Annotated in this window: 22 protein-coding genes; 10 read left to right on the forward strand and 12 right to left on the reverse strand. The window is 57.7% G+C overall.

Translation table 11 applies throughout. From position 1 onward, the window contains the following. Window positions 1-76: 76 nt before the first annotated feature. From A9Q02_RS22475 to A9Q02_RS22485, 3 genes are all read right to left on the reverse strand, one after another. The gene (locus tag A9Q02_RS22475; RefSeq protein WP_097655321.1) at window positions 77-1,312 is read right to left on the reverse strand and encodes a BACON domain-containing protein; all 1,236 of its coding nucleotides are present in this window, start codon (window positions 1,310-1,312) and stop codon (window positions 77-79) included. Between the two features lie 188 nt (window positions 1,313-1,500). After that, window positions 1,501-2,103, reverse strand: coding sequence for an SRPBCC family protein (locus tag A9Q02_RS22480; RefSeq protein WP_097655322.1), 603 nt, complete (start codon window positions 2,101-2,103; stop codon window positions 1,501-1,503). Window positions 2,104-2,118: 15 nt separating this feature from the next. Then, window positions 2,119-2,952 carry an NAD(+)/NADH kinase gene (locus A9Q02_RS22485; RefSeq protein ID WP_097655323.1) on the reverse strand — a complete coding sequence of 278 codons (834 nt, stop codon included), beginning with the start codon at window positions 2,950-2,952 and terminating at the stop codon, window positions 2,119-2,121. A gap of 274 nt (window positions 2,953-3,226) precedes the next feature. Here A9Q02_RS22485 and A9Q02_RS25000 point away from each other — a divergent pair, with 274 nt between their 5' ends. Together A9Q02_RS25000 and A9Q02_RS22495 are read left to right on the forward strand one after the other, a co-directional pair. Further along, window positions 3,227-3,664, forward strand: coding sequence for a hypothetical protein (locus tag A9Q02_RS25000; protein WP_245860815.1), 438 nt, complete (start codon window positions 3,227-3,229; stop codon window positions 3,662-3,664). Between the two features lie 80 nt (window positions 3,665-3,744). After that, window positions 3,745-4,632, forward strand: coding sequence for a dihydrodipicolinate synthase family protein (locus A9Q02_RS22495; protein WP_097655325.1), 888 nt, complete (start codon window positions 3,745-3,747; stop codon window positions 4,630-4,632). Between the two features lie 60 nt (window positions 4,633-4,692). Here the strand turns inward: A9Q02_RS22495 and A9Q02_RS22500 are convergent, their stop codons facing one another. After that, the gene (locus A9Q02_RS22500; RefSeq protein ID WP_097655326.1) at window positions 4,693-5,247 is read right to left on the reverse strand and encodes a GNAT family N-acetyltransferase; all 555 of its coding nucleotides are present in this window, start codon (window positions 5,245-5,247) and stop codon (window positions 4,693-4,695) included. 120 nt (window positions 5,248-5,367) lie between these two features. After that, window positions 5,368-9,501, reverse strand: a complete 4,134-nt coding sequence (locus A9Q02_RS22505) for a DUF11 domain-containing protein (RefSeq protein ID WP_097655327.1) — start codon at window positions 9,499-9,501, stop codon at window positions 5,368-5,370. A 255-nt stretch (window positions 9,502-9,756) separates the two neighbouring features. Here A9Q02_RS22505 and A9Q02_RS22510 point away from each other — a divergent pair, with 255 nt between their 5' ends. From A9Q02_RS22510 to dnaK, 3 genes are all read left to right on the forward strand, one after another. Beyond that, window positions 9,757-11,058 (forward strand): NAD(P)/FAD-dependent oxidoreductase, encoded by a 1,302-nt coding sequence (locus A9Q02_RS22510; protein ID WP_342760480.1) that lies wholly within the window; start codon window positions 9,757-9,759, stop codon window positions 11,056-11,058. After that, the gene (locus A9Q02_RS22515; RefSeq protein ID WP_245860816.1) at window positions 11,055-11,846 is read left to right on the forward strand and encodes a TrmH family RNA methyltransferase; all 792 of its coding nucleotides are present in this window, start codon (window positions 11,055-11,057) and stop codon (window positions 11,844-11,846) included. Before A9Q02_RS22510 ends, A9Q02_RS22515 begins: the two co-directional genes overlap by 4 nt. A gap of 112 nt (window positions 11,847-11,958) precedes the next feature. Next, window positions 11,959-13,848: a molecular chaperone DnaK gene (dnaK, locus tag A9Q02_RS22520; protein ID WP_097655329.1), complete on the forward strand. Its 1,890-nt coding sequence runs from the start codon at window positions 11,959-11,961 to the stop codon at window positions 13,846-13,848. A gap of 72 nt (window positions 13,849-13,920) precedes the next feature. On the opposite strand, the gene A9Q02_RS22525 is transcribed toward dnaK, so the two are convergent. Both A9Q02_RS22525 and A9Q02_RS22535 read right to left on the reverse strand, forming a co-directional pair. Then, the gene (locus A9Q02_RS22525; RefSeq protein WP_097655330.1) at window positions 13,921-14,832 is read right to left on the reverse strand and encodes an SGNH/GDSL hydrolase family protein; all 912 of its coding nucleotides are present in this window, start codon (window positions 14,830-14,832) and stop codon (window positions 13,921-13,923) included. 299 nt (window positions 14,833-15,131) lie between these two features. Further along, a complete protein-coding gene (locus A9Q02_RS22535) occupies window positions 15,132-15,737 on the reverse strand; it encodes a metal-binding protein (RefSeq protein ID WP_097655331.1) in 606 nt (201 codons plus the stop codon). Window positions 15,738-15,798: 61 nt separating this feature from the next. Between A9Q02_RS22535 and A9Q02_RS22540 the strand changes: the two genes are divergently transcribed. From A9Q02_RS22540 to pepF, 3 genes are all read left to right on the forward strand, one after another. Continuing rightward, window positions 15,799-17,208 (forward strand): ATP-binding protein, encoded by a 1,410-nt coding sequence (locus A9Q02_RS22540; protein ID WP_097655332.1) that lies wholly within the window; start codon window positions 15,799-15,801, stop codon window positions 17,206-17,208. A 4-nt stretch (window positions 17,209-17,212) separates the two neighbouring features. Further along, complete coding sequence (locus A9Q02_RS22545; RefSeq protein WP_097655333.1) at window positions 17,213-17,923, forward strand: RNA methyltransferase; 711 nt, start codon at window positions 17,213-17,215, stop codon at window positions 17,921-17,923. A 111-nt stretch (window positions 17,924-18,034) separates the two neighbouring features. Then, on the forward strand, window positions 18,035-19,834 hold the full coding sequence (gene pepF / locus A9Q02_RS22550) for an oligoendopeptidase F (RefSeq protein ID WP_097655334.1): 1,800 nt from the start codon (window positions 18,035-18,037) through the stop codon (window positions 19,832-19,834). A gap of 45 nt (window positions 19,835-19,879) precedes the next feature. Here the strand turns inward: pepF and A9Q02_RS22555 are convergent, their stop codons facing one another. The 4 genes from A9Q02_RS22555 to lepA are packed head-to-tail and all read right to left on the reverse strand — an operon-like array spanning window position 19,880 to window position 24,069. After that, window positions 19,880-20,086 carry a DUF951 domain-containing protein gene (locus A9Q02_RS22555; RefSeq protein ID WP_097655335.1) on the reverse strand — a complete coding sequence of 69 codons (207 nt, stop codon included), beginning with the start codon at window positions 20,084-20,086 and terminating at the stop codon, window positions 19,880-19,882. Window positions 20,087-20,088: 2 nt separating this feature from the next. Further along, the gene (gene mazG / locus A9Q02_RS22560) at window positions 20,089-21,306 is read right to left on the reverse strand and encodes a nucleoside triphosphate pyrophosphohydrolase (RefSeq protein WP_097655336.1); all 1,218 of its coding nucleotides are present in this window, start codon (window positions 21,304-21,306) and stop codon (window positions 20,089-20,091) included. Window positions 21,307-21,315: 9 nt separating this feature from the next. After that, window positions 21,316-22,242, reverse strand: coding sequence for a peptidylprolyl isomerase (locus A9Q02_RS22565; protein WP_097655337.1), 927 nt, complete (start codon window positions 22,240-22,242; stop codon window positions 21,316-21,318). A gap of 6 nt (window positions 22,243-22,248) precedes the next feature. After that, window positions 22,249-24,069, reverse strand: coding sequence for a translation elongation factor 4 (lepA, locus tag A9Q02_RS22570; protein WP_097655338.1), 1,821 nt, complete (start codon window positions 24,067-24,069; stop codon window positions 22,249-22,251). A gap of 196 nt (window positions 24,070-24,265) precedes the next feature. Here lepA and A9Q02_RS22575 point away from each other — a divergent pair, with 196 nt between their 5' ends. Both A9Q02_RS22575 and A9Q02_RS22580 read left to right on the forward strand, forming a co-directional pair. After that, on the forward strand, window positions 24,266-24,544 hold the full coding sequence (locus A9Q02_RS22575; protein ID WP_097655339.1) for an acylphosphatase: 279 nt from the start codon (window positions 24,266-24,268) through the stop codon (window positions 24,542-24,544). 14 nt (window positions 24,545-24,558) lie between these two features. Continuing rightward, complete coding sequence (locus A9Q02_RS22580; RefSeq protein WP_097655340.1) at window positions 24,559-25,590, forward strand: lysylphosphatidylglycerol synthase transmembrane domain-containing protein; 1,032 nt, start codon at window positions 24,559-24,561, stop codon at window positions 25,588-25,590. A gap of 46 nt (window positions 25,591-25,636) precedes the next feature. On the opposite strand, the gene secF is transcribed toward A9Q02_RS22580, so the two are convergent. Continuing rightward, window positions 25,637-26,647 (reverse strand): protein translocase subunit SecF, encoded by a 1,011-nt coding sequence (secF, locus tag A9Q02_RS22585; protein WP_245860819.1) that lies wholly within the window; start codon window positions 26,645-26,647, stop codon window positions 25,637-25,639. Between the last annotated feature and the right edge of the window lie 13 nt (window positions 26,648-26,660).

The following is a 26,660-nucleotide window of genomic DNA, read 5'->3' on the forward strand; positions in this document are numbered from 1 at the left end:
GAAGAATTCCTGTGACGAACAAAGCCAGCGAAGCTGGCTTTGTTCGTCACAGGAATTCTTCGTCAATGCCGTACCCCTACCGGGTGATGGTTGGCAGATAGACCCGCGATAACACCGTTCCGCTCTTGACGACCTGGATCGTCAGGGTCTCTTCGCTCTGGCCGTAGTGGGTTGACGTGCTAAAGATGCGCACGGTGGCGGTATGTCTGCCGACGGGAAGAGCGTGTGGATCGACCGAAAGGGTCAGCGCCTGTCCCGTTGTGCCGTTCGCCGGGGTCACCTGCAACCAGGGTGTTTCGGCAAGATTGGTCACCTGAGCCTGCCAGGCGAGGCTGGTTTCCGTTGAACTGCCTACGATAACCTGATACGTAGTGGTGGGCGACTGATCATCGGCGAGCATTGCCACACTCGTCTGTGATAGCTGAACCGTGGGCACCTGGAAGAGATCCGCCAGGGTCTGGTTGGCTTGGCCAACAAAGGCATTATTGTAACGAACCACCCCACTCCAGACATCTTTATCAAGCCACATCGCCATCGCCGTATGCTCGGGATGCGCGAAACGCTCGACACTTGTCGGGTTGAAATCGAAGTAAGCCTCATACGCTTCGCCGAGGGTTTTGCCGGCAAAGAGTGAGCGCAGGTACTGTTGAAAGGCATCGCCAAACCAGTTGGCATAGTAGCCAGCGGCCCCGATGTCAAAGAAAGGATCGGCGTACTGGGCCACACGTCGTTGCGCCTCTTCGCTGCTGATCGAGCCGTCGAGGCTTGAACTGCCTGCGGTGAAGCAGCCATAGAGCATCACAATGGCATTGGGGGCGAGCTGAAGTTGTTGCCGAAGGTCGTCGGGGAGCACAAACTGATCCTTCAGCGCCAGGCCACCCACATCCGGTGAAGGCATGTCACTCAAAAAGATCCCGTGGCCCCGGTAGAGCAGAAAATGGGCCCCCTGAGCAGCCACTTTGATCTCGTCCCAATTGGTATGAGGGGTGTAAAACCGCATCACCGTCACGCCATTGGCTTCGAGCTCTTGGGCGGCCAGTTCTATATTGCCGCGTTCTTTGGTTGTCCAGGTTCCTTCGTCGCCATCAATGGGACCCACGATCAAGACCGCCTTGAGCGGGGGCAGGGCCTGGGTCGGGCTTGAGGCCGGGGCAAGGCGGTCTGCGCTGTGGGCAGCGGGCGGGGTAACAGGCGGATGCAACGGATGTCCAGGGAGCGTGGTCTGGGCTTGTGTCGGCAACACCGTGAGGGCCAACAAGAGGAACAGCAGCAGGGCGGGCAACTTATATGCTGAATGAGACCGGGTTTGCATCGTCGTCTTTCCTCGCGCCCAATTTCACAAATATGTGTACGATGGGCCACTACTATAGTTATAGTCATGCGTCATCTCTATTGTAGGAATTCGCGAGTCAGACAACAATAGGAGCAAAGTCCTCAGACTTTGCTCCTAGGGTACCAGTTGCTTCTAAGACAAAAGGGTACGTAACTTCAGCAACTCGCTCACGCGCGCGACTTCTTCTTCATCGCAAGGAAGAGGGTTGCCAGGCCACCGGCCATGGCGGCACCCTGGATCAAAGGTGAGGGCAACAAGACCGACACCATTGAGGGCGGGTCATACGCAGCCGTCAATTGCGTTGGTGCGGCCACACCGAGTAGTTGCGAAATATTCGAGATGGTCGGATACATGACGGCAATCAGGCGGCGGGCAATCTGCTTGCGGATCATACTGAAGGGGAAGACCGAGGGCACCACAAAGGGCATGACGACCCCATTCTCGACCAGAGTTCCGCCGAAAGCCGGGGTAAGACTGAACATCCAGATCTGGGCGACGCCAGGGGCAAAGGGGAAGCCGATGCGCCAGGCAATATTATAGGGTGGTTGCCAGATCACGACACGATTGGCCGTCGTATATTCTATGCCGCGCATGTTTTGCCGCGACTGAAAGATCGCATCAAGGCCCATCGGCCCACTGACGACCTCAACCGATTGAACTTGGCCACTGCCCGCCAATTCTGGATGACGTACCGGATTGCTAATCAGATCCCAGATCGCCTGCATAGGCGCGTCAATCACCCCACCAACCGATGCTCCAACGTATTGCATACTGAATCCTCTCTCTCACGCATCGCGACGCAGCCGTTCCACCAGCCGCGTATAAAACTGACTACTCGGACGTAACCTGACAAACGTACAGACCTTGGGACTACGCCGGACAACGACCTCATCGCCATAATGGAGCGGGAGATTCTCGCGCCCATCAACCGCTAGGATAGCATGATAATGGCTTTCGACGCGAATCGAGACCACAGCATCCTCGTGCAGCACCATCGAGGGCACATTGGTGAGATGGGGCGCAATGCCAACCAGCACAAGCGAACGTGAACGCGGGTCAACAATTGGGCCTCCGGCAGCCAGTGCATAGGCTGTTGAGCCGGTTGCGGTTGCCACAAGGACACCATCAGCGAGATAGGTGGTCAAGGGCGAGTCATCAATCGTGACGTGGGCCTTGATCACACGGCTAATATCGCTGCGTGAAAGCACCACATCGTTGAGCGCCGTAAAGGCGGCAATTGGTTGCCCTTCACGATAGAGTGCCGCTCGGATCAACGAACGTTCATCGTGCCATCCCCCACCCTGGATCACCCGCTCGAGGCCCTCGTAAATCTCTTCGGGCTGGACTTCAGACATAAAACTCAGGTGTCCAAGGGCTACGGCGAGCAATGGAATATCCAGAGGAAAACAGAGACGAGCCGCCCGCAAGACGGTGCCATCGCCCCCCATTGCGACCATCAAATCAGTGTCGTGCAGTACTCCCGGCGTGTCACGTGCCTCTTGCGAGATGCCACGCCAGGTCATGACGCCTCGCTCGCGGAGCCAGGTTGCGACTTCGATCGACAGTGCTGAGGCTGGCTCTGCAAATGGATTGTACATTACCGCGACACGCCTGAGCATAACTTTTCTACCTTAAGGCAAGGCTTGGCCTTGAACTTTTTACTGTACCGTTTGACACCACCATGTCTTGTCCATCATGCCAAGGATACCACGGAATATAATTTACAACATTGTACTGCAATAGTACTTTATGGTGATACGACAACAGTACCAGGGGTGTGACCAGACCATACCGTTGTGTGATTGCAGAAGTCCTTGCAAGATGTTACGCTTGGGATGTGAGTGTTTTTGTTCTCTGGCATCTTTGTTCCAGCACTCACGACGGTTTATCTTGATGGTTAGACTGATTTTCTGGAATCGCAGCTGTAGTTTACTACCGTTCTTGCACGACATCACCGCACCGCTCTTGCACGACATCACCGCACCGCTCTTGCACGACATTACCGCACCGCTCTTGCACGACATCACCGCACCGTTCTTGCACGACATCACCGCACCGTTCTTGCACGACATCGCAGTACCGCTCTTGCACGACATCGCCGCACCGCTCTTGCACGACATCGCCGCACCGCTCTTGCACGACATCGCAGTACCGTTCTTGCACGACATCGCAGTACCGTTCTTGCACGACATCGCAGTACCGCTCTTGCACGACATCGCAGTACCGCTCTTGCACGACATCGCCGCACCGCTCTTGTTTACGCAGTTGCACCAGAATATTAGCTGCATTACTCAGACACAAAACCAGTACGTTGCTACGCAAGTGCTCTAACCCTCTGATAAACAGTCAACAGCGCCTCGGCATTGCCGGGGCGCTGTTGTGGCGTTCGCTGCTGTGAGGAGTTGAAACATATGGCCGAGATCAAAGGCATTATTAGCGCGATGTTGACCCCATTTATGAGTGAAGTGGGACCGGTGGATTACGAATGGCTACCTGGCTACATGCGGTTTCTTGAAACAGGCGGCCTGCACGGGGTCTTGGCGCTGGGAACCACTGGTGAAGGTCCCTCGATGAGTGTAGCGGAACGCGAGCGTGTGCTCGATCTGATACTTGCGCATCGTGGTGCGCTTGCGGTGATTGCAGGTACGGGTTGTGCGGCCTTGACCGAAACGATCACCCTGAGCAACTATGCGCTTGAGCGAGGGGCAGATGCGGTACTGGTGATGCCACCGTTTTATATCAAAGGCCCGCCTGAAGCCGGGATTGTCGAATATTATCGTGCGCTCTGTGATGCCTTGCCCGCGGATGGGCGACTGATGCTCTACAACATTCCGCAGGTAACTGGTGTTCCTATCACGCCACCCATCATTGATCAATTGCTTGAGAGTCACGGGGCAAAGATCTATGGGTTGAAGGATAGCAGTGGGAACTGGGACAACTCCAAACTTTTGATCGACCGGTACCCACAACTGAACGTCTTTACGGGCAGCGACAAACTGATTGCGCTGGCCCTCTCGGGCGGGGCAGCCGGTGCGATTACCGCGCTCTCGAGTGCCTTCCCGCGGATGGCGCGCGCTGTCTATGATGCCCACATCGAAGGCGGCGATGTGCAGGGCGCTCAGGCACGCCTGACGGCGTTGCGCAATCTGCTGGATCCAGTGAATACACCACCGGCACTCAAAGCAGCGTTGACCTGGACAAGTGATCTTCCGCGAACGAGTGTTCGCTTACCGCTGATGCCACTCTCGGGCGAAGAGGAGGCTGCGTTGCAGGTAGCTTACGTAGACGTGATGCGTTGAGTTAGGTAGGTAGACAAGACCTCACAGGTCGAGCAGGCCTGTGAGGTCTTTTTTATTGTCTTATTCAGTATACTCGCTGCGGATGATGCCATAATTGACACAATCCTCGAACTTGCCATTTTTGACGAGGTGCCTGCGCTGACAGCCCTCAAAGTGCATCCCGATCTTTTGCATCACCCGACCAGAGGCAGGATTACGGGCTAGATGACGGGCGAAGATCCGTTCGAGGCCAAGCTGGTTGAACCCGTAGGCAAGGACGGCGTGTGCGGCTTCGGTGGTGTACCCTTGGCCCCAGTACGGCAAGCCCATCCAGTAGCCAACTTCGGCGTGATGATAGGCCGGACGCACAATCAGACTAATGGCACCATAGACCTGATCGGTTGTGCGATCGCAGATAGCCCAGGTCAACTCATTGGAAGTAGTGGCTTTGTCGGTGTGTGTACTGATCCATTGTTTTGCGCCATCTTCGGGATAGGGATGGGGCAGATTGAGGGTCGTATCGGCAATTTCAGCGGCACTGGCGAGCACCTGCACGGTCGGGGCGTCGTCGAGGGTAAAAGGCCGTAGATGCAGGCGTTCGGTGAGCAGGAGTGGGATTGGTGGTGTTTCTTCCATGGTGCATTAACTTCAGGGCTAACGCCCTACAAACCCGTCTGTACGCTGAAAAAAGCCAGCATTGCTGGCTTTTTTCAGCGCACAGACGATCTGGGGGAGCCGTAGGCCCCTAACCCCGCTTTAGCGTCTGACGATGAGCGGCAAGAAGACGGAGTGCTCGCGGGTCAGGTTTGACGGGTCGCGAGCGACGCGTACCGGGCCGTATTCACTGGTAAGGCCATTGTTGGCGATCTCAACGAGCCAATAGGCATAGGCATTGTCGGTTGTCGCCGTGGTATCCACAAACTGGTAGGCGGCGCCACCGGTGCTGCTGCCTCGTGACGCGATCATCTGTGGGGTAATCAAGACGGCCCCGGCGCGGGTACCATCGCTGCTGCGCCACAGATTGAACCCTCGTGTGTCCAGTTCCATACCGGTTTCCCAAGCGATCGCCACGCCAGCGCTGGTACGCGCTGCCGTAAAGCTCTTGAGGGTGATCGGGGTCAGGAAGCTGAAGCGTACCTCTTCCTGGTCATCTTCGGCGAGGATGTTATTGGCAGGTGTGCTGTCAATATCAAACTCGATGGCGCGCCAGACTTCGGCAACGCTGACGATCTCCTCAGCATCACCGGCAGTAATTTCGACATCCACAAAGATCTGCACGGCACCACCGGCGGGCAGGGTTCCGACATCCCAGGTACCAATGCCGGTTGTTGGTTCGTAGCTATAGGTTCCCTGGCCGGTGCTGTAGGTCACATAGCGCAGCAGATCCTGCGGGATGCGATGCTGTACCTGCACCTGCGTTGCGGTGGTACACGGTTCTGCATTGCACTGCTCACGGTTGAGCAGATCAATGACGAGGCGTGCCGTCCGCTCTTCACCGTTGAGGATGGCAACGGAATGGGCCAGTTCCAGGTCAATCACCAGCGGCCGCACCACCTGGCTGGACTGGTCATCTTCGTTGGGGTCGTCGTTGCCGGGGGTGCTGTTGGGATCGGGTTGATCCGAGGTTTGCACCTGGGCGATATTGGTGATGGTCGGGCTATAGGCATTGATGCGGGCGGCGATGGTGAGCGTTTCGGTCGTGTTGGCGGCAATGCTGCCGACGGTCCAGATGCCCGTAGCGGGGTCGTAGGTGCCGACACTGGTGGTGGCACTGACAAAGGTCAGTTCCGTTGTCAGCGGCTCGGAGACGGTGACGCCGGTGGCGTTGCTCGGGCCAGCGTTGGTGAGCGTGATGGTATAGGTGATGACCTCACCGACGTTGGGGCGGGTATTGTTGACCACCTTGTTCAGCGAGAGATCGGCCTCGTCACCGGTAATGGTGGCCGAGTCCTGGTCGTCTTCGGTCGGGATGTTGTTGCCGGGGGTGCTGTCGGGGTCGTGCTGATCGGAAGTATCGACCTCGGCGGTATTGGTTTGCGTGCCGGTCGCACGGACAATCACGTCCAGGGCGAGCGTGACCGTTTCGTTGACGGCGAGATTGCCGACGGTCCAGATGCTCGTGGCGTTGCTGTAACTGCCCCGACTGGCGAAGGCGCTGACGAATTCGAGGCCAGCGGGCAGTTCTTCACGCACGGTGACGCCGGTGGCGGGATCGGGGCCACGGTTGAAGAGCGTGATGGTGAAGGTGGCGCTGTCACCGACATTCACCCGGGGCGCACTCACCGTTTTGGCCAGTTCGAGGTCAGCGACGGGCGGCCGCACCACCTGGCTTGACTGGTCGTCTTCGTTCGGGTCGTCGTTGCCGGGGGTGCTGTTGGGATCGGGTTGATCCGAGGTTTGCACCTGGGCGATATTGGTGATGGTCGGGCTATAGGCATTGATGCGGGCGGCGATGGTGAGCGTTTCGGTCGTGTTGGCGGCAATGCTGCCGACGGTCCAGATGCCCGTAGCGGGGTCGTAGGTGCCGACACTGGTGGTGGCACTGACAAAGGTCAATTCGGTTGTCAGCGGCTCGGAGACGGTGACGCCGGTGGCATTGCTCGGGCCAGCATTGGTGAGCGTGATCGTATAGGTGATGACCTCACCGACGTTGGGGCGGGTATTGTTGACCACCTTATTCAGTGAGAGATCCGCTGGTGCATTCACCTGGATCACATCGGTCGCCCGATTATTCAGAAGATTTGGATCAGTTGTATCAGCGGTACGGGTAATGATTGCCGTATTGGTCAGCGTGCCGGTAAAGGCAGGATCAATCGTGCCGCGAATAGTGAAACTGATCGCACTATTGGGTTGCAGATCAACGGTGGTACTGAGCACATTGCCGCTGCCGGAAGCCTGCCCACAGGCCCCGGTCCCAGCAATCAGCGCACATGTCCAAGTGACATTGGTAATCTCGGGCGGCACTTCATCACGCACAGGTGCGCCAAGCGACGGGCTTGGGCCAGGATTGCGCACGGTCACCGTATAGGTAATTGGCCCACCTGAATAGAGCACAGCCGGCGTGTGGCTTTTCTCAATCGAAAGATCGGCCTCGGCGAGCAGCACACCACCATCCAGTTCGACAAAAGCCGAAGGGAAGAAGGTCCAGGTATCAATCACCCGGCGATCACCAAAGCCAAACTGTGGTTCGGCAGATGAATCCCATGCATGGGCACCGTTCTCACTGGAAACACCGATGAGTCCATTGCGCAGAGGGCTGAGCGAGCGGCCATAACAGGTGGGGTCAGAAATACCGGACGAAGCGGGGGGGGCAGGAGTATCGTCTAAGGCACAGGGCGAGAAATCATAGTCGCCGGTACCGGTGTAGTTATAGGCATCATTGTAATAGATCGTGAAGGGATCGGGATCACCGGTCTGAAACGTAGGGCGCACACGCTCGATAATCATCCCATTGGGATTGCTTTCGGCATCAATGAAGGGGAAGTGAATTTCACCACCCAAGAGGCGCACCTGAGCACGGACGGGCACCGTTCCGGCTGCAACGCGCTGGCCCAGTTGATCACGGCCATCCCAGGGGACACTGGTACGGGGAGCGGTTGTGACGCCAGAAAGGATGCGGTCTTCGGGATCGGTAAAAATGCCATTGCGATTTGTATCAATCACAATCTCGTAGGTGACATCAGCGGGCGCATCAAACGAGAAGGTGCCAGTAAGCGGATTCGTCCCGGCCTGGCCTGGCGTGCCTTCTTCACCGACAAAGGTCAGATTCCGGGGGAGCGGGGCAAGATCCTGGCTTCCACGGAGCAACCAGGTTTCGCCATTGGGGGTCTGTGCTGTGGCTGGCATGCTTGGGTCAGGGCCGGTCAGATCAAAGAAGATCTTGTGGGTCACATTGCGTTGCGCCAGATCATCGGGATCTTCCGGTTTGTGAAAGCTATAACCGGGAGGCATTGACTGCACCAGGTTATCAGCCACCAATTGGATCGAACGGTATATCGACTGGCCCTGGGCATCAACGATGCCCTTGGCGTTGGCAAAGAAGATAAAGCCAAACGGGTCAATGCCATTGAGATTTACCCGATAGCCCTGACCATCAACGGTCAGAATGTAGAACTGCTGGTAGAGACCGAGATCATCGGGTGCGCCAAACAGACTAGCATTGCCACCCATATTGAGCGCAAGGTAATTGGCAAAGATGCGGCCAGTGCGTTGAAGCGTGGCATTGGTACCATCACGCACACTAACATGCCACGACGCAATCCAGTGGTTGGCGAGATCGGAACCGGCCCATTCGTCTGTGACCAACCGCGGGGTTGGGTTATTATCAATATTGAAATCAGGGTTGGGGCTGATGAAATCAAATTCCCAGATACCCTCACCAGCCGCGTTCGTTTCGGCTGGTGTGATGATACAGGGTTGAAAGCCACCAACGGCTGGCAGTGGCCCGACACTCTCCTGAGCACGATCGACGATGCGGCCATAGAACTCGTTTGTATCGGCACGGTCACTACATGTTGCAGGGGTAGTGCCATCAGGAGCGCGAATGACCACATCCCCGGATAACCGGTTCATGACACTCGAACCGATGAAAATTTGTTCACCAGCACGCACAAACGCTTTGACGGTCGTCTGCCGTGGAATGCCGGCAGTCAGGGCGGTATTATGCCACTCAAGATAGGGACGATAGCCTTCAAGGTTCAGGGCGGGAGTGATAGGCTGGCTGGCTGGCACCTGAACGGACGAGCCTGAGGGATCGGTCGTATCCCTGGCGCTGGCAACACTGGTGCGACCAAGTGAGGCCGTAATAAAGACGAGACTCGTCGTCAAGATAAAAAAGAGCCACATGTAACGAAAGCGCATCCTGGACATCACTGGCGCACGGTGGTGCATACATCCCCCTTGAAGTTTGACCTTGCTGCCGAAGGTTGCCTACCTTCATATCGAATCAGATTATTTTTTCGGTCGCGGTTCGGGCCGAAGGATTGGCGCAGCCAATCCTTCGGTCTTACGTGGCTGTCTGGTACTCTGGTACCGTCGCGATATGGTACTCCAATTTCTACTATTGTATGTGAAGAGGAGCGATTGTACAATACCCTTGGGTGGTACTACTTATAACAGTCTGTTTATCTTGATTTTATTGAGGATATATCTATGCCAGAGCATATCCTGATCATTGGGGCGGGTCTTGCTGGCCTGACCTGTGCGCGTACGCTGTTGCGTGCGGGCAAACGGGTGATGGTGCTGGAAGCGAGCGATGAGATTGGCGGTCGTGTGCGCTCAGATTATCAGGATGGTTTTGTGCTCGACCGGGGTTTTCAGGTGCTCTTTACGGCCTACCCGGCGGCGCAGCGCCAGTTTGATTACCGTGCCCTGGGCTTGTGTGCGTTCGATCCAGGGGCGCTGGTGTGTGAGGGCGGGCGGCGGGCGGTGTTGACTGATCCGTTGCGGGATCGTGATCCGTGGGCGTTGCTTGGGGCGGCGCTGACGAGTGTGATTCGACCAGATGACAAACTGCGCACCCTGGCACTCGCTCTCGAAATGCGCCAGACGACGGTTGACGAACTCATTGCTGCCCCTGATGAGCCAACCGAGACCTATCTGCAGCAGAAAGGCTTTAGTCAAGCGGCGATTGATCGCTTTTTTCGGCCTTTTTATGGTGGTATTTTTCTGGATCGGTCGTTGCATACGAGTGCGCGCTGTTTCCGCTTTAATTTCAAGATGCTCAGTGATGGGCAGACGGTGGTGCCTGCCCGTGGGATGGGGGCACTGAGTCAGCAACTGGCCGCCGAGTTGCGTTCGGCGGGGGCGATACGGCTCAAGACGCAGGTGGCTGCGTTGATGACTGATGGGCCGCAGGTGACCGGGGCGATGCTGGCTGATGGGAGCCGTTTTGCGTCTGATGCGGTGGTGGTTGCCACGCCTGCCCCCGAGGCGGCACGGCTCACGGGGTTGCCGATGCCCGAGGCGCACGTCGGCACGGTGACGCTCTATTTTGCGGGTGATGTGCCGGTGGTACCCGACAAAAAATTATTGCTGCATAGTGAACCCGACGCGTTTGTCAACAATGCCGTGCAACTAAGCAATGTAGCGCCGAGTTATGCACCCCCGGGGGCGCACCTGCTGAGTGTCTCGATCCTGGGGGTGCCTCCCTTTGATGACGACGAATTGTTTGCGCGCGCGTTCGCCGATCTGCAACGGATGTTGGTGGGCAATCACGAGGCGTTGACGGCGCTGCGTACCTATCGCCCGTTGCGCCTCTATCGCATTCCATACAGCCAGTTTGCCCAGCCCCCCGGGATTCATCCTACGCTCCCCGACAATGCCACCGGGCGACCGGGGCTCTTCTTTGCTGCCGAATTCACCGAAGCGAGTAGCCTCAATGCGGCCATTATTTCGGGCGAGAAGTGTGCCGAGCAGATCCTGCGCATGCCGAGTGGAATGGCATGAGACACGTGATAATTACCAGTCCTGCGAATGCAACCATCAAAATGATCCGCTCGCTGCGCCAGCGCAAGGCCCGGGAGGCGAGTGGGCTCTGTTTTGTCGAAGGGATTCGCCTGGTGACCGAGGCTGCCGAGGCCGGGGCTGAGTTGGTACAACTCGTGGTGGCCCCGGCGTTGCTGACCAGTGCGTTTGCGCACGACCTTGTGGAACAACTGGCTCGGCAGGGGATAGAGCGCATTGAGGTCTCGGCTGAGGTTTTTGCGAGTCTGTCGGCGAAAGACGGGCCACAGGGCCTGGCGGCGGTGGTGCGCCAGCGTTGGCTTGAGCTCGCCGAGGTGCGTCTGGATCAGGGGGCGCGGTGGGTTGCGCTGGTAGAACCAGCCGATCCTGGCAACCTGGGCACGATCATGCGCACGGTTGATGGCGTCGGGGCGCGTGGGGTGATCATTGTTGAGCCAGCGGCCGATCCGTATGATCCGGCGGCGCTGCGGGCGAGCATGGGCGCGGCCTTTGCGGTGCCGCTTGTACGCACGTCATGGGCCGAACTGGCTGCTTGGAAGCGTGCCAACGGAGTCACCATGGTTGGCAGTAGCGACCAGGCGGCGACCGATTTTCGCCAGGCGGCCTACCCGACGCCGCTGGTGCTCTTGATGGGCAGTGAGCGCCAGGGGCTCAGCGCCGAACAGCAAGCACTCTGTGACCTGATGGTGGCGATCCCGATGCGAGGACGCAGCGACTCGCTCAATCTGGCGGTCGCGACGGGTATTTTGTTGTACGAGCTTGCGTCATAAGCGGCAAATATTAACACTCCTCTAACGCGATATTAGCGTAGGACATGCAAAAAACAGGTACACTAGAGCCTAGAGAACGTGCAATGCATTTTAGGAGAGGAGCTAAAGAGATATGGGCAAGATTGTTGGTATTGACCTGGGCACGACCAATTCATGTGTTGCGGTGATGGAAGGCGGCGACGCCGTGGTGATCCCGAATGCCGAGGGTAACCGCACTACACCGTCGGTCGTGGCCTTTGCCAAGAATGGTGAGCGCCTGGTTGGGCAGACGGCCAAGCGTCAGGCGACGATTAATCCTGAAAATACACTATATTCAGTCAAGCGTCTGATTGGACGTGATTTTGATGAGACGACCACCGAGCGCGAGATGATCTCGTACAAGGTGACCAAGGGCCCACGTGCCGATGTGCGCATCTATGTGCCTCAGACGAGCAAGGATTATGCGCCGCAAGAGATTTCGGCGATGGTCTTGCAGAAGCTCAAAGCTGATGCCGAGGCGTATCTTGGTGAGCCTGTCACCCAGGCGGTGATCACGGTGCCGGCCTACTTCAACGATAGTCAGCGCCAGGCGACCAAGGATGCGGGCAAGATTGCCGGCCTCGAAGTGCTGCGGATTATCAACGAGCCGACGGCAGCCGCGCTCGCGTATGGGCTTGACAAGAAGAAGGACGAGACCATTCTGGTTTTTGACCTTGGTGGTGGTACGTTCGACGTCTCGATTCTGGAAGTTGGTGATGGCATCGTTGAAGTGAAGTCCACCAGTGGCGATACGCACCTTGGTGGTGACGACTATGATGCGGCGGTGGTCGACTGGATTATTGACGAGTTCCGCAAAGACCAGGGCATTGATCTGAGCAAAGATCGCCAGGCGTTGCAGCGGCTCAAAGAGGCGGCTGAGAAGGCCAAGATGGAGTTGTCGAGCGTCAGTGAGACCGAGATCAACCTGCCGTTCATTACGGCTGATGCGAGTGGCCCCAAGCACCTGGCGATGAAGTTGAGCCGTTCACGCTTCGAGCAGTTGACCAGTGCGTTGACCGACCGGCTGCGTGGTCCGGTGACGCAAGCGATGAAGGATGCCGGGATGCAGCCTTCGCAGATTGACGAGGTTGTGCTGGTTGGTGGTTCAACCCGTATGCCAGTGGTGCAAGAGATTGTGCGGAAGATGATCGGCAAAGAGCCGAACAAGTCGGTCAATCCTGACGAAGTGGTCGCCGTTGGGGCTGCGATCCAGGGTGGTGTGCTTGGTGGCGATGTCAAGGGCGTTGTGTTGCTTGACGTAACGCCGCTCTCGCTTGGGGTGGAAACCCTCGGTGGCGTGATGACCCGTCTGATCGAGCGCAACATGACCATTCCGACGCAGAAGACCGAGGTCTTCTCGACGGCGTCGGATGGCCAGACGGCAGTGGATATCCACATTCTGCAGGGTGAGCGCGAGATGGCGGGTGACAACATGACGCTTGGGCGCTTCCGGCTTGAGGGCATTCCTCCGGCGCCGCGGGGTATTCCGCAGATCGAGGTGACCTTTGATATTGATGCCAACGGCATTCTGAATGTCAGCGCCAAAGACAAAGCGACGAGCAAGGAGCAGCGCATTACGATCACGGCCAGCACGAATCTGGGCAAGGACGACGTCGAGCGCATGGTGCGTGAGGCTGAAGTCCATGCCGCTGAAGATAAGGCTCGTCGTGAAATGGTTGAACTCAAGAACCAGGCCGACACCCTTGCGTATCAGGGCGAAAAGACCCTGGCCGATCTTGGCGACAAGGTTGATACGATTGAGCGTGGGCGGATCGAGGGTATGATTAAGGATCTGCGTGATGCGATCGCCCAGGAGGATCGCGAGCGCATCCAGAGCCTGATGAGCGAATTGCAGCCAGCGATCTACCAGCTTTCGCAGAATGCCTACAGCGAAGGTGCCGCTCAGGGGCAGCCCGGGGCAGAGGGCAAGAAGAATGACGATGGCGTCGTCGAGGGTGAGTACACCGTTGACGAAGGCCGTTAGACAGAACTAACCGTCTCGGCATAACACAAACGAGGGGCGAGCGCCCCTCGTTTGTGTTATGCCGAGACAATGTCACTGGGCCACGAGCGGCAGGAAGGCTTTGAGGCGATAGCCGCTGGTCAGGAAGAACTGGTCGGCGATGACGCGGTGGCCTGCCTCGCGAGGGTGAAAGTCGAAGAGGCGTTCCAGGTCAGTCGGGTTGAAAGGGGGCAACGCCGGATACGGGCGGGTCACAAAGATCAGTTCGGCTTCACGTCCCTGGAAGGGGGTAAAGACATCAACCACGGCGATCCCACGTGCGGCAGCCTCTTCTTCAATGATGGCATTGAAACGGGGCAGTTCGACATCGGGATTCGCGGGTAGAAATGGTTGGTAGGCAGGCAGATCGTACAAGCCCGGATACGGATTGTAGTAGTTCATGATCAGCAGATCGCCGGTGCGCTGCCCTTCAACGGTGAGCGCGGCTACGAGATCATCAAGAATTTTGCTCAGATTGGCGCGAAAGAGGCTCAGCGCTTGATCGACATTCGGTGGCGGTGGGTTGCCTGGAGTTGGTGGTTGCACCACGGCAGCCGCATCATTGCCGCCGATGCTCAGCGTTACGGGGCTCACCACACGCCCGGCAGTGCGTTCGGTGGTGATGAAGGCGACGGCGCGATCGAGTTGACTGGTCTCGGTCACGATCTCGGTCGCGATAAAGGAGCTACTTGTTTCGCCACTGCCAACCCCGAGATTCGTGAAGGTCATGGCGGGGTTGATCTGGCGAAGAGATGCAAACAAGAGATCAGGATAGCCGGGGAGACCGTCGTCATTGGCTGCGACCTCGCTTCCCGTGGCGAGCGAATCGCCCAGGGCGAGGTAGACATCGCCAGGGCCGACGTTACCCGGTGGCAACTGATTGGCCGCCCTGGTTGGCAGCACAAAGAGCGGCATTAGGGCAATGAGCATTAGGATTAGCAACCCTCGACGTAGACTGCGCATCATGACACGGCCTTTCTGTTGAATGTGATTGATTGTTGCTTCTAGTATAGACGCTCTATCAGGGCACCCGCAAGGGGTGCCCCTACACCGGATCCGGCCCCCGGCCTGTAGGGGCACCCCTTGCGGGTGCCCTTGCGGGTGCCCTTGCGGGTGCCCTTGCGGGTGCCCTTGCGGGTGCCCTTGCGGGTGCCCTTGCGGGTGCCTTGGCGGGGTGCATACACAGAAGATGCAATCGCCCTAGCATCTGCCCCACCTCCCATGGTGTTTGTGGGCGGCAGAGCCGCCATCAAGCATCATCCAACCTACCAACGCACACGACGCTGATGGATTGAGCCGTCGTGTCCACGATAGCTGCGCGTGATGCGAATGCCAAAGATCCGGAGGAACCGCTGCCCATTGGTGACACTCCAATCAGCAATGGTATGCGCCGCGCTGCCCGTGCAAAAGCCAAATAAGACAGCCACGCTGACCTCGGGGTTGGCACTCAGCCAGGCACGCATATACTGGTACAGCTGCATGTGATAATCGGGCACAACGAGGCCCAGTTGTGCCATCACCCAGACCCAGAAGAAGAGCAGCAGCGTTACCACCAGATAGAAATAGGCCAGACGGAGGAGCGGAGAAAAAATGAGACTATGGCTAAAGAAATGGCGATGAGGGATGATACGCATATACGGACGCCAGATCCAGTAGAAGACCCCCCAACGATTATCAATTTTCGAATCAAGATCAAGATCTGGTGAAAAGAGGATACCCGAAACGAGATGCGACCCGACAAGCCAGAGGGTCAGCATGACCGCATCAGCATGCCCTCGTTGCATCGTTTCGCTCAGATAGCCATACGACACCGGGGCCATGACAGCCCCACTGGCGACAGTAATCAGATCGTGGGTACGTGCATCAGGCATTCGCCAAACTCCTCACATGTATGCTACAATATATATCAAGCATAGCTCAAGTGTGCGTTTCATGCAAGTATTACCTGAACTGACCATGATCCTGGCCGCAGGCGAAGGGCCGCACGTGGCCTTTGCGCGTGAACGGGCGCGTGTTGATGAGGTGGCCGAGACCCTCGTGGCCTTTGCGAATAGCGCCGGGGGGACGCTGGTGGTTGGCGTGAGCGGGCGCATCCGGGCCAAGGTTGAAGGGCTCGCTGATGCGCTCGCTGCCCGCGAGTTGTTGCTCGACGCGGCGCTCGCCTGTACACCACCCTTGATTTTGCCGTTGCCCCGCGAGGTACAGCACGACGGGAAGCAGCTGCTGCTGCTCACGGTGCCGGCGGGCCTTTCGCAAGTTTATGCGCTCCACGGCAAGTATGTGCGCCGCGAAGGTGCCACGAATCAGCCGCTCGCCCCTGAAGCGCTCCGTCGTCTGTTGCTCGAACGCGGCGAGGTAAGCTGGGAACGCTCGGTGCCCGAAGGGGCAACGCTTGACGAGCTTGATCCGGTCAGCATCGAGGCCTATACCCGACGGGTGGGGCTTGATGCCACCGAGGAGGCGCTCGGCTTGCTCTACCGGCGTGGAGCTGTCGTGCCGATGCAACCCCTGGCTGAGGCGAACCCAACGTGGCAGCCGACCAATGCCGGGTTCCTGCTCTTTGCCCAGCGCATCGAGGCGCGGTATCCCCAGGCTGAAATGACGCTTGTCCATTACCGTGGCTACGATATGGCTGATGTTTTTGAGCGTGAAGATATTCGTGCGCCACTCGTCGAGATGATTCGACGCGCCGAACGGTGGCTGAGCGAGCATATCCGCAAAGGAAGCCGGATGGTCGGCTTTGAACGCCAGGATTGGACACAATTCCCGCCGGGTGCGGTGCGTGAGGCACTGGTGAATGCTGTCGCCCATCGTGATTACAGTGTGCGTGGTGAGGGAATCCGGGTGTCGCTCTTTAGCGACCGGCTCGAGGTCTATTCACCAGGGCGACTGCCCGGCCATGTGACGCTGCACAATCTGGTCGAAGAACGCTACTCACGCAACGAGAGTCTGGTGCAGGTACTGGCTGATTATGGCCTGATCGAACGCCTCGGCTACGGCATTGATCGTATGTTGCGCCAGATGGCCGAGGCCAACCTGCCGCCACCGGTCTTCCGCGAAACGGCGGCCGGCTTTCTCGTCACCCTCCAGGGGCAACCGCTTGAGGCCTACGGGCCAGACGGCTTTGATACCCGCGAATGGGTGCGCCTCGGGCTCAACGAGCGCCAGATCGCCGCGTTGCTGCATCTGGCCGCCGAGCATCGCATCACGAACCGGGATCTGCAAGAGCAGTATGCCGAGGTTAGCCCCGAGACGATTCGCCGCGATCTGGCTGACCTGGTTGACCGGGGGTTGTTGTTGAAGGTCGGCGATAAACGAGCGACCTACTATATTCTGAAATAAGCCGATGATCATTGTCTTGCAGCGCCCACAGGATGTGCGCAATATCGGAGCCGTTGTGCGTGCGATGCTCAATTTTGGCTTTGCCGAGCTCCGTCTGGTTGAACCAGTTCCCTTCGCCGAGGCTGACCTGTTCGGCATTGCGCATCGGAGTGAAAACCTCGTTGCGCACATCCGATATGAGGCCGATCTCGCCGTGGCCCTCGCCGAAGCGCGGTTTGTCGTCGGCACAAGCGAACGCAGTCACCCCGGAAGGGTGATGCGTCACGATCTACGCGCTTTGGCCCATGAACTCGTGGTGCGCGAGGCAACTGCCGGACCAGTCGCCCTGCTCTTTGGCCCCGAAGATCACGGACTCGACAACGAGGCGCTTGATCGCTGCGATTGCGTGCTCAGTTTGCCGACGGAACCAGGCTACCCATCACTCAATCTGGCGCAGGCTGTTATGCTCATTCTCTACGAATTGCGTATGGCCGGAGATGAATCTGTTGCAATGCCTGAACGCATGCGCGAACCAGCCACGCTTGCCGAACGCGAACGCTTTGCCACCGTCTTGAGCGAACTTGTCGCGACAACTGGCTTTATCAAATCGGGTGACGGCACAACCACACTTCGTCGGCTGCGCAACCTCATCTTCCGCGCCCAACCAGAGCGCAGTGAACTTGCCTTGCTAACGGCACTCTTCCGTGAGGTGATCATTGCCTTACGGCGTAGGTAATGTGCTATATACTTAGGCAAATGTCTCAGGCTATCAAAGGAGAAGCTACCATGACAGGGCGTGTCGCAATTGTGACCGGTGGGGGAAGCGGGAGTTGAAAGGAACGTTTGTATGAGTCTTGTGGAACGGAATGCTCTTCCTGTCGCATATACGTGGGATGCCCACAGTGTGTTTGGTGATGATACGGCGTGGCAAGCGGCGCTTGATGAAGTGACTAGTCACATTGAGGGGTTGCAGGCCTTTCAAGGCCGCCTCGCCGAAGGACCAGCGGTACTAGCTGATTACCTTGAACTCGCCGAGCACGTCCTGCGTCTGAGTGGCAAGGTGTCGGTCTATGCGCGCATGTTTTATGCCGTCAATACCCTCGACCAGACGGCCAAAGCACGCGTCGATCGTGCGGCATCCTTGCAGGTACGCCTGGGCACGGCGACGGCTTTTAGTGGTCCGGAATTGCTTGCGCTTGGGGCCGCCACGCTGCAACAATGGGTCGCCCAAGAGCCGCGCCTGGTGATCTTTGCGCATCACTTCGACCGGCTACACCGATCTGCGCCCCATGTGCGTTCGGCTGAGGTCGAAGCGCTGTTGCGCCAGGCCAGTGAACCCTTTGATGCCGCGGCAACTGTCCACGGCATCCTGACTAATGCCGATCTGCGGTTTGAACCTGCGCGCGACCAGACAGGCGAGACCTACGAGCTTGCCCAGGGCAATATCAATGCGCTGGTGACCCATATCGATCCGGCGGTGCGCAAGAGCGCATGGCACAACTATGCCGATGCACATCTGGCGCTGAAAAATACGATGGCCACCTGTCTCGCCACCGAGGTGCGCCGCAACGTCTTCCTTGCCCGCGCCCGCAGCTACCGTTCGGCACTTGATGCGGCGCTCACGCCCAACCACATTCCGCTTGAGGTCTTTCACCAATTGATTGCGACCTTCAAACGGCATCTGCCGACCTGGCACCGCTACTGGCGTCTGCGCCGACGTGTGCTTGGCGGGCAACCGTTGCATGTCTATGACACCAAAGCACCTCTGACCCAACAGCCGCTCAAGGTACCCTATAATCAAGCCGTGACCTGGATCTGTGAAGGCATGGCCCCACTTGGCGAGGAGTATGTGAGCACGATGCGCCGAGGCCTCGTCGAGCAACGCTGGGTCGATGTCTATCCCAACCGAGGCAAACGGGCCGGAGCCTTCTCGATGGGCTCGCCAGGGACACATCCCTTCATTATGATGTCGTACAACGACGATATTTTTGGGCTCAGCACGCTGGCCCACGAACTCGGGCACTCGATGCACTCGTACTATACCCGTAGCACGCAGCCCTACGTCTATAGCAACTACGGGCTCTTTCTCGCCGAAGTCGCCTCGAACTTCAATCAAGCCCTGGTGCGCAAACACCTGCTTGAACGTCTGACAAGCCGTGACGAGCAGATTACGCTGCTCGAAGAGGCGATGGCGAATTTCCATCGCTACTTCTTTATCATGCCGACCCTGGCCCGCTTCGAACTGGCGATCCACGAGCGCATCGAGGCAGGACAGGCGCTCACCGCCGATGACTTGATTAAGCTGATGGCCGATCTTTTTGCCGAAGGATATGGCGACGAGGTCGTCGTGGATCGTGAACGCGTCGGGTCAACCTGGATGCAATTCTCGACGCATCTGTATGCCAACTTTTATGTCTACCAGTATGCGACGGGCATTTCAGGTGCCCACGCGCTTGCCGAGGGAGTCCTGGCGCAGCACGAGGGGGCGGTCGAACGCTACCTCGCTTTCCTCAAAGCGGGCAGTTCACGCTACCCGCTCGATACGCTGCGTCACGCCGGGGTAGACATGAGCAGTGCGGAACCCGTTGAGCAGACGTTTGCGGTGATGGAACAGTATATCGAGCGCCTCGAAGCGTTACTTGGATAAATGCGTAGCCGCCGCACGGTGCCGCCTCGTGCGGCGGCTATGCACTTACGCGTCATTTGCACGTCGCACAAAGCGTTTGATACGGCGTTCGCATTCTGCCCGGGGGAGCATAATTTTGCGCCCACAGGTTTCGCAACGCATGCCGATATCGGCACCAAGCCGCACGATCCGCCACGTATCACCACCACACGGATGCGCTTTACGCGTCTGCACGAGATCATCTATCTGAAGGTCAAGCGGTGGTTTCGACACGGCTATTTCACGGTTTGCCAGAGTCGGATCAACTCGTCCAGACTCAAGGCGTGCATCTGGTGTCCTTGCGCAGCGACGGTCGCTTCGAGTTGGCTGAAGCGACGCCGGAACTTCTGGTTAGCGTCGCGTAAGGCGAGTTCGGCATCAATCTGGAGCCACGCCGCCAGACGGGTCAGGACAAAGAGGGTATCACCAAACTCTTCGGCGATATGACCAGGCTCGCCACTCGCAGCAGCGGCCCGCAGTTCGTCCAATTCTTCATTGATCTTGGCCCAGACCTGGTCAATGTCCGTCCAGTTGAAACCGGTGCGTGCAGCACGTTTGCCCATCTTCTGGGCCGCAGCTAGCGCCGGCAGCTCGGGCGGAACGCCATCAAGTGTCCCAGCGCGTGTGCGCCCTTTCGCGGCCAATTCGGTCGCCTTGATCTGTTCCCAGTTCTGCAACACCTGATGCTCGCCATCAACCACCAGGCCACCAAAAACATGCGGGTGACGCCCGATCAACTTGCCTGTGACTTGGGCAAAAACGTCCTCGAACGTGAAATGGCCAGCCTGCCGAGCCATTTCGCAATGCGCAAAGATCGAAATCAGCAGATCGCCGAGTTCCTCCTTCAGCGCCTCCATATCACCCGTATCGAGGGCTTCCAGGACTTCACACGTCTCCTCGATCAAGGCACTACGCAGATCTGCATGGCTTTGCCGGACATCCCAGGGGCAGCCTTCAGGCCCAAGCAAACGGGTCATCACCCAGCGCAAGCCGTCGGCACTGCGTTGATCCTCATTGACCAGCAAGCGGTCAACCGCCAGCAAGGAGATATCGCCGGATTGAGCGACCAGTTCAGGCCAGGTCGTGAGCGAGCCTTCAACGAGGTCGCGCAGCCTTCCCTGGGCATCAAGGGTTGCCAGACGGATCAGATGATGGGGAGGATAACGGAGCGCCAGCAGATCGCGCAGAGGCGCAGACGGATCATCGTGGCGCCACCAAATCAGTGCCGGGGTCGCAAGTTGGAGAGGAAAGGGCACCACAGGCACACGATAGGGGCCTACCTGCATCGTCTCGGCCCACGGACGAACACCTAACGCGTGCCCGACCTGGGGCAAGCCAGGCGGCTGAGAGGCCGCCAGCAGAGCGTGCGCCTCCCAAAACTGGACACCTGGCGTCCCTTGCAGGGCAAAGATACGCAATGCAGCGTCAAGCAACTGACCTGGTGTAACATTCATAACGAAGAATTACTGAGGAAATGGCAAAGGCACCATATTCGGATCGAAATTTTCGGCAATCTGAAGATCGCCACTTGCCTGTGCGTCAAGGAGCAGGGCCTCATACCAGGGCGCAAAACTCTGCTCATAGAAAACCTGGGCATTCTGGCTCGAGCGCAGCATCTCGAAGGAGTCAAAAGGACGCTGCTCGGCACGTTCAAGAACCTCAAAGACATAGACACCGCTGGTTGTGCTGACTTTACCCGGAGTCTGGAGAGGAGCACTAAAGACAACGCTATCGATTTCGGGCGGGAAATTACCAGTGGGAACCCAAGTAATGGCCGCATCATTCATGGGAGCCCCGATATCAAGGCCACGTTCACCGGCGAGGGCATAGAAATCGCCGCCGGCGGCGAGCAGCGCCAGCACCTCCTCGGCCTGAGCCTCATCGGGCACGAGCATCAAGCGCGTACGCACCATTGGTGCTTGCGTCTGGCGGGCAACGACCTCAAAACTCAACTGGCTCTGCGCACTACGGAGGCGCGCATCGGTCGTCACCAGAAACGGGCTTCCCTCAGTTGGCTGGATCAGCGAAAAGACCTCGGCATCAATGGCCGATGCATCAACGCCGATGCCATGCTGACGCGCATAGCGGCTGAGCAAAGCATCCTGGAGCATCTGGTCAAAAATCTGCGCCCGGATCTCAGCTTCGACGGCAAGCTGCTCGATCTCGGCGGGAGTCTGGCCTTGGGCAAGCAACCCTTCAATCGCAGGCCCAATATCGCGTGTAAGGCGCTGCGAAAAATCGGCGACGGTGAACTGTTGACCCCCAACCCTCATAATCACCGGGCTCTCAGGCGCACCGAGGTCTGCCTGGCCCTGCGCGGTACTCTGACATGCCACCAGGACGGGCAAGAGCAGCAAGAGCACCAGCACACCAGCATAACGCATACTCATGACAGCCTACCGACTTTCAGGCACATCCTCACCAAGCGAGAGGATAGCCATAAAGGCTTCTTGCGGGATCTCGACATTACCGACCATCTTCATACGACGTTTGCCCTCTTTCTGCTTTTCGAGCAGTTTGCGTTTGCGGCTCACATCGCCACCGTAGCACTTTGCCAGCACATCTTTCCGCATGGCACGCACCGTCTCACGAGCGATCACCTTGCTCCCAATAGCCGCCTGGATCGGCACCTCAAACATCTGACGTGGGATCAACTGACGCAACCGTTCAACCAGATCGCGCCCGCGCTGATAGGCAAATTCGCGATGCACAATCAACGAGAGCGCATCAACAGAGGCTTGATTGACCAGCACATCAAGTTTGACCAGATCGGCCTCAAGATAACCAGCAAGGGTATAGTCAAGTGAAGCATAGCCCTGCGTACGACTCTTGAGTTGATCATAAAAGTCAATTACAATTTCAGCCAGGGGCATCCGATATTTGAGCACCACCCGCGTCGGGTCGAGGTACTCCATGGTATCAAAGATACCGCGCCGCGTCGTCACCAGTTCCATCACGGTACCAATATAGCGTGACGGTGCAATGACACTAATCTGGACAATCGGCTCTTCAATCGCCACAATCTTGCTGAGATCGGGCATTTCCGAGGGATTGGCGACGGTCAGGATTTCGCCATCGGTACACAGCACCTGATACTCGACGCTCGGTGCCGTAATGAGCAGATCGAGATTATACTCACGCTCGAGGCGCTCACGCACAATTTCCATATGGAGGAGACCGAGGAAGCCGCAACGAAAACCGAACCCAAGCGCAGCCGAACTCTCAGGTTGATACGAAAGAGCGGCATCATTCAATTTCAGTTTCTCGAGCGCATCACGGAGATCAGGGTAGGCATTGCTCTCAATAGGATAGAGGCCAGCAAAGACCATCGGCTTGGCGGGACGATAGCCGACCAGCGGCATCTCGGCGGGATTATCGGCGAGCGTAATCGTATCACCGACCTGACACTCCTCAATCGTCTTGAGACCAGTGGCGATATAACCAACCTCGCCGGGATTGAGGGCGGGCAACGCTTGCATCATCGGCCGAAAACACCCAATCTCCAGGGTCTCAGCTTTGGCGCCAGTACCCATCAGCTGCACCCGCGAGCCTGACAGAAAGACCCCATCGACTACACGCACAGCGGCAATGACCCCCTTATAGGCATCATAGTGTGAGTCGAAGATCAGCGCACGAGCGGGCCGTGATATCTGCCCGTGGGGTGGCGGAACGCGGGTAACAATCGCCTCGAGGATCTCGGGCACGCCCAGGCCCTCTTTGGCCGAAGCCATTATCGACTCTTCGGCGGGGATGCCGATCACCTTCTCAATGTCTGCGGCGACCTCATCGGGATGGGCACCGGGCAGATCTATTTTATTAATGACGGGAATAATAGCCAGATCATGCTCCAAGGCCAGATAGACATTCGCCAGCGTTTGAGCTTCGATGCCCTGCGCGGCATCAACAACCAGCAAGGCACCCTCACAGGCGGCAAGTGAGCGTCCGACTTCATAGTTGAAATCAACATGACCGGGGGTGTCAATCAGATTAAGCATATAGGTCTCACCGTCGGCAGCATGATACTGCATCCGGACAGCCTTGAGCTTGATCGTAATACCCCGTTCGCGCTCGAGATCCATCGAGTCAAGGTGCTGCTCACGGCGATCGCGATCGGCAATCGTGCTCGTTGTTTGCAACAGACGATCCGAGAGCGTCGTCTTACCGTGGTCAACATGGGCGATAATACAGAAGTTGCGAATTTTTGCCTGATCAATCATAGAGTCTATGTTCAAGGCTATAGCCCTGAAATCCATTGCTTTGCTGAGAAACCAGCCAGCATGGCTGACTGGTTTCTCAGCAAAGGAGAAATGCTGAGAGCAGTATACCATTATTGTGCGATGCTCGCTGCGTGCGGTATACTATTCAATGCAACGAAGCATACTTGAACAAGAAGAAGCTAGAGGCAAAAGAGTTATGGATCTGGTACGTGCGCATGTATTTATCGCGGGGCGCGTGCAAGGTGTCAGTTTTCGCGCCTATGCCCGTGATCGGGCACGTGCAGCCGGAGTAGAGGGATGGGTTCGTAACCTCCCTGATGGCCGCGTCGAGGCGGTCTTTGAAGGAACACGCCCAGCCGTACAACGGCTCATCACCTGGTGCTATAGTGGCCCAATCCAGGCCCAGGTTGAAAAAGTTGACGTCACCTGGGAAGAACCAACCCGCAAAGAGGGTAACTTTAGTATCGTCTGGTAATCCGAGGAAGACAGATGCGTCGTACCCGCTGGAAGTTATTCACTAGTCTGTTGATCAGTCTGGTTCTCTTGGTTCTGGCCTATGTGAATCGTGCATGGCTTCTCGAAGCCTTTGACCTGCTTGATGACGCTCGTCTGGAATGGTTACTCCTGGCGATGGGATTGATTCCCATCGGGTACCTGATGAGCGCCCAGGTCTTCAATCTTGTCCTGCGTTCACTCGGCTATCGTATGCATCTGATGCGGCTCTGGGCGATTGCCCTCGTCGCCATCATTATCAGTCAGTCAGTGCCTGCCGGCGGGGTTGGCAGCTATGCCTTTTTGATTAGCACCTTCAACCGTCGTGGCATCAGCCAGGGGCAATCGGCCCTGATCGCCTCACTCGAGACGATCAGTTATGTCACCGCAATGCTGATGATGTTTGCCTTCAGCCTCATGATCCTGGCCCTCCAACACCAGGCTACCGGCGAGGCAAGTTATATCGCAGGGAGCATCGCCATCACCCTCGTCGGCGGGGCTTTTTATGTCCTGACGCGACCGGGGGCGCAACTGCGTGCGTGGCTCGCCCGTTTTCAACACACCGTCAGCCGCCTGCTGCGGCACCCCTGGAAGAGCACGTGGCTCGAAGGTCTGCTCGCCGAGTTAATTGTTGGCCGCAGGCTGCTTGCCAGTCGTCGGCGTGATGTCATCGTGCTGGTGCTAATCCAGTTGACTGCGCTCATCACCCATAGCCTCGGGATGCTCTGCGTGCTCTGGGCTTTTGAAGTGGAAGCCAGCCTCGTCACGGTCATCGTCGCCTTCGGCATTGCCCTGATCACCTCGACCTTCAATGTGCTCCCAGGGGGCGGCGGCACCGTCGAGGCGGCGCTGGTCGCAACCCTGCTGCAACTTGGGGTCGGGCCTGCAGCGGTACCCGCCGCGATCATCTTCCGGCTCTTCAACTACTGGCTGCTAACACCAGTGGCCGCAGGATGCTACTACTGGTTGACCCACGAACCCGTCGTTCCGCTGCAGGCCACCCATTCGAGCATGGGTGATGCGCCATAAAGACGAAAACGACCAGCTTCGCTGGTCGTTTTCGTGAGCATCGGGGTCAGACGGTCGCCGGCTTTTCGTGGTCGCGGCGACCGCGCCCAAACCAGTTCTTCCATTCGCGGTGTTCCCAGACCACCAGGATCTGGGCCGCATTGAAGATCGACGAGTAGGTACCCACAATCAACCCGATCAAGAGGATCAGGACAAAATTCTGGATCGTCTCACCGCCAAAGAAGAGCAGCGCAGTCAGGGTAAAGAAGGTCGTCATCTGGGTATTGATCGAGCGCGGCAGCGTCTGCACAATGCTATGATTGACCAGATCACCAAACTCCTGATCGGGCTGGCGCGCCAGCAGATTCTCACGCACACGGTCAAAGACCACAATCGTATCGTGTACCGAGAAACTCAGGATGGTTAGCAAGGCCGTCAAAAAGAGGGCATCCACCTCGAAGCGCGGATTGAAGGTACTGAAGATCGCCGCGACGCCGATGATAATCACCACGTCATGCACCATCGAGATGATCGCACACATCCCATAGCGCACTGGATGGGGAGCCTTACGAAAAGCCCAGGTCAGATAGAGCAAGATCATCAATGAAGCCCCGACCACGGCAAGGACGGCACTACGGGTTGACTCTTGACTAACTGTCGGCCCCACGCTTTCGAGGCGTTCAATCGCCGCAGCGCCGATCTGCTCATTCAGGGCGGCCTCGACGGCCTGACGATCCTGCAGGGGCGTCTGCTCGTTCAGGGGGCGCGTACGTACAAGGGCGGTCACAATCGGAGTCCCATCCAGGTCAACCTGACTCATTTGCACCTGGGCATTATCGAACCCTGCGGCAGCGAACGCAGCCCCGACCTCAGAGGAACCCAGTTCACCGGGGGCCCGTTCCGCAAAACGCACCTCCCAGAGGGCACCACCACTAAAGTCAATGCTCGGGCGCAAACCAAACCGGGGCTGCCCGGTGGTAATGAGGGGATGCAGCAACAAAAAATAGAGCCCGGGCAAAATCATGACGAGCGAAAGCACAAACCACCAGTAGCGGCGCTTGACAAGCTGTTCCAACATACGACGTACCACT

The organism is Candidatus Chloroploca asiatica (assembly GCF_002532075.1).
GTDB lineage: Bacteria > Chloroflexota > Chloroflexia > Chloroflexales > Chloroflexaceae > Chloroploca > Chloroploca asiatica.

Bases quoted from the DNA above. Each gene is read 5' to 3' on its own strand.
- A9Q02_RS22475 (WP_097655321.1), bottom strand. From the start codon at position 1,312: ATGCAAACCCGGTCTCATTCAGCATATAAGTTGCCCGCCCTGCTGCTG.
- A9Q02_RS22480 (WP_097655322.1), bottom strand. From the start codon at position 2,103: ATGCAATACGTTGGAGCATCGGTTGGTGGGGTGATTGACGCGCCTATG.
- A9Q02_RS22485 (WP_097655323.1), bottom strand. From the start codon at position 2,952: ATGCTCAGGCGTGTCGCGGTAATGTACAATCCATTTGCAGAGCCAGCC.
- A9Q02_RS25000 (WP_245860815.1), top strand. From the start codon at position 3,227: ATGGTTAGACTGATTTTCTGGAATCGCAGCTGTAGTTTACTACCGTTC.
- A9Q02_RS22495 (WP_097655325.1), top strand. From the start codon at position 3,745: ATGGCCGAGATCAAAGGCATTATTAGCGCGATGTTGACCCCATTTATG.
- A9Q02_RS22500 (WP_097655326.1), bottom strand. From the start codon at position 5,247: ATGGAAGAAACACCACCAATCCCACTCCTGCTCACCGAACGCCTGCAT.
- A9Q02_RS22505 (WP_097655327.1), bottom strand. From the start codon at position 9,501: ATGCACCACCGTGCGCCAGTGATGTCCAGGATGCGCTTTCGTTACATG.
- A9Q02_RS22515 (WP_245860816.1), top strand. From the start codon at position 11,055: ATGAGACACGTGATAATTACCAGTCCTGCGAATGCAACCATCAAAATG.
- dnaK (WP_097655329.1), top strand. From the start codon at position 11,959: ATGGGCAAGATTGTTGGTATTGACCTGGGCACGACCAATTCATGTGTT.
- A9Q02_RS22525 (WP_097655330.1), bottom strand. From the start codon at position 14,832: ATGATGCGCAGTCTACGTCGAGGGTTGCTAATCCTAATGCTCATTGCC.
- A9Q02_RS22535 (WP_097655331.1), bottom strand. From the start codon at position 15,737: ATGCCTGATGCACGTACCCACGATCTGATTACTGTCGCCAGTGGGGCT.
- A9Q02_RS22540 (WP_097655332.1), top strand. From the start codon at position 15,799: ATGCAAGTATTACCTGAACTGACCATGATCCTGGCCGCAGGCGAAGGG.
- A9Q02_RS22545 (WP_097655333.1), top strand. From the start codon at position 17,213: ATGATCATTGTCTTGCAGCGCCCACAGGATGTGCGCAATATCGGAGCC.
- pepF (WP_097655334.1), top strand. From the start codon at position 18,035: ATGAGTCTTGTGGAACGGAATGCTCTTCCTGTCGCATATACGTGGGAT.
- mazG (WP_097655336.1), bottom strand. From the start codon at position 21,306: ATGAATGTTACACCAGGTCAGTTGCTTGACGCTGCATTGCGTATCTTT.
- A9Q02_RS22565 (WP_097655337.1), bottom strand. From the start codon at position 22,242: ATGAGTATGCGTTATGCTGGTGTGCTGGTGCTCTTGCTGCTCTTGCCC.
- lepA (WP_097655338.1), bottom strand. From the start codon at position 24,069: ATGATTGATCAGGCAAAAATTCGCAACTTCTGTATTATCGCCCATGTT.
- A9Q02_RS22575 (WP_097655339.1), top strand. From the start codon at position 24,266: ATGGATCTGGTACGTGCGCATGTATTTATCGCGGGGCGCGTGCAAGGT.
- A9Q02_RS22580 (WP_097655340.1), top strand. From the start codon at position 24,559: ATGCGTCGTACCCGCTGGAAGTTATTCACTAGTCTGTTGATCAGTCTG.
- secF (WP_245860819.1), bottom strand. From the start codon at position 26,647: ATGTTGGAACAGCTTGTCAAGCGCCGCTACTGGTGGTTTGTGCTTTCG.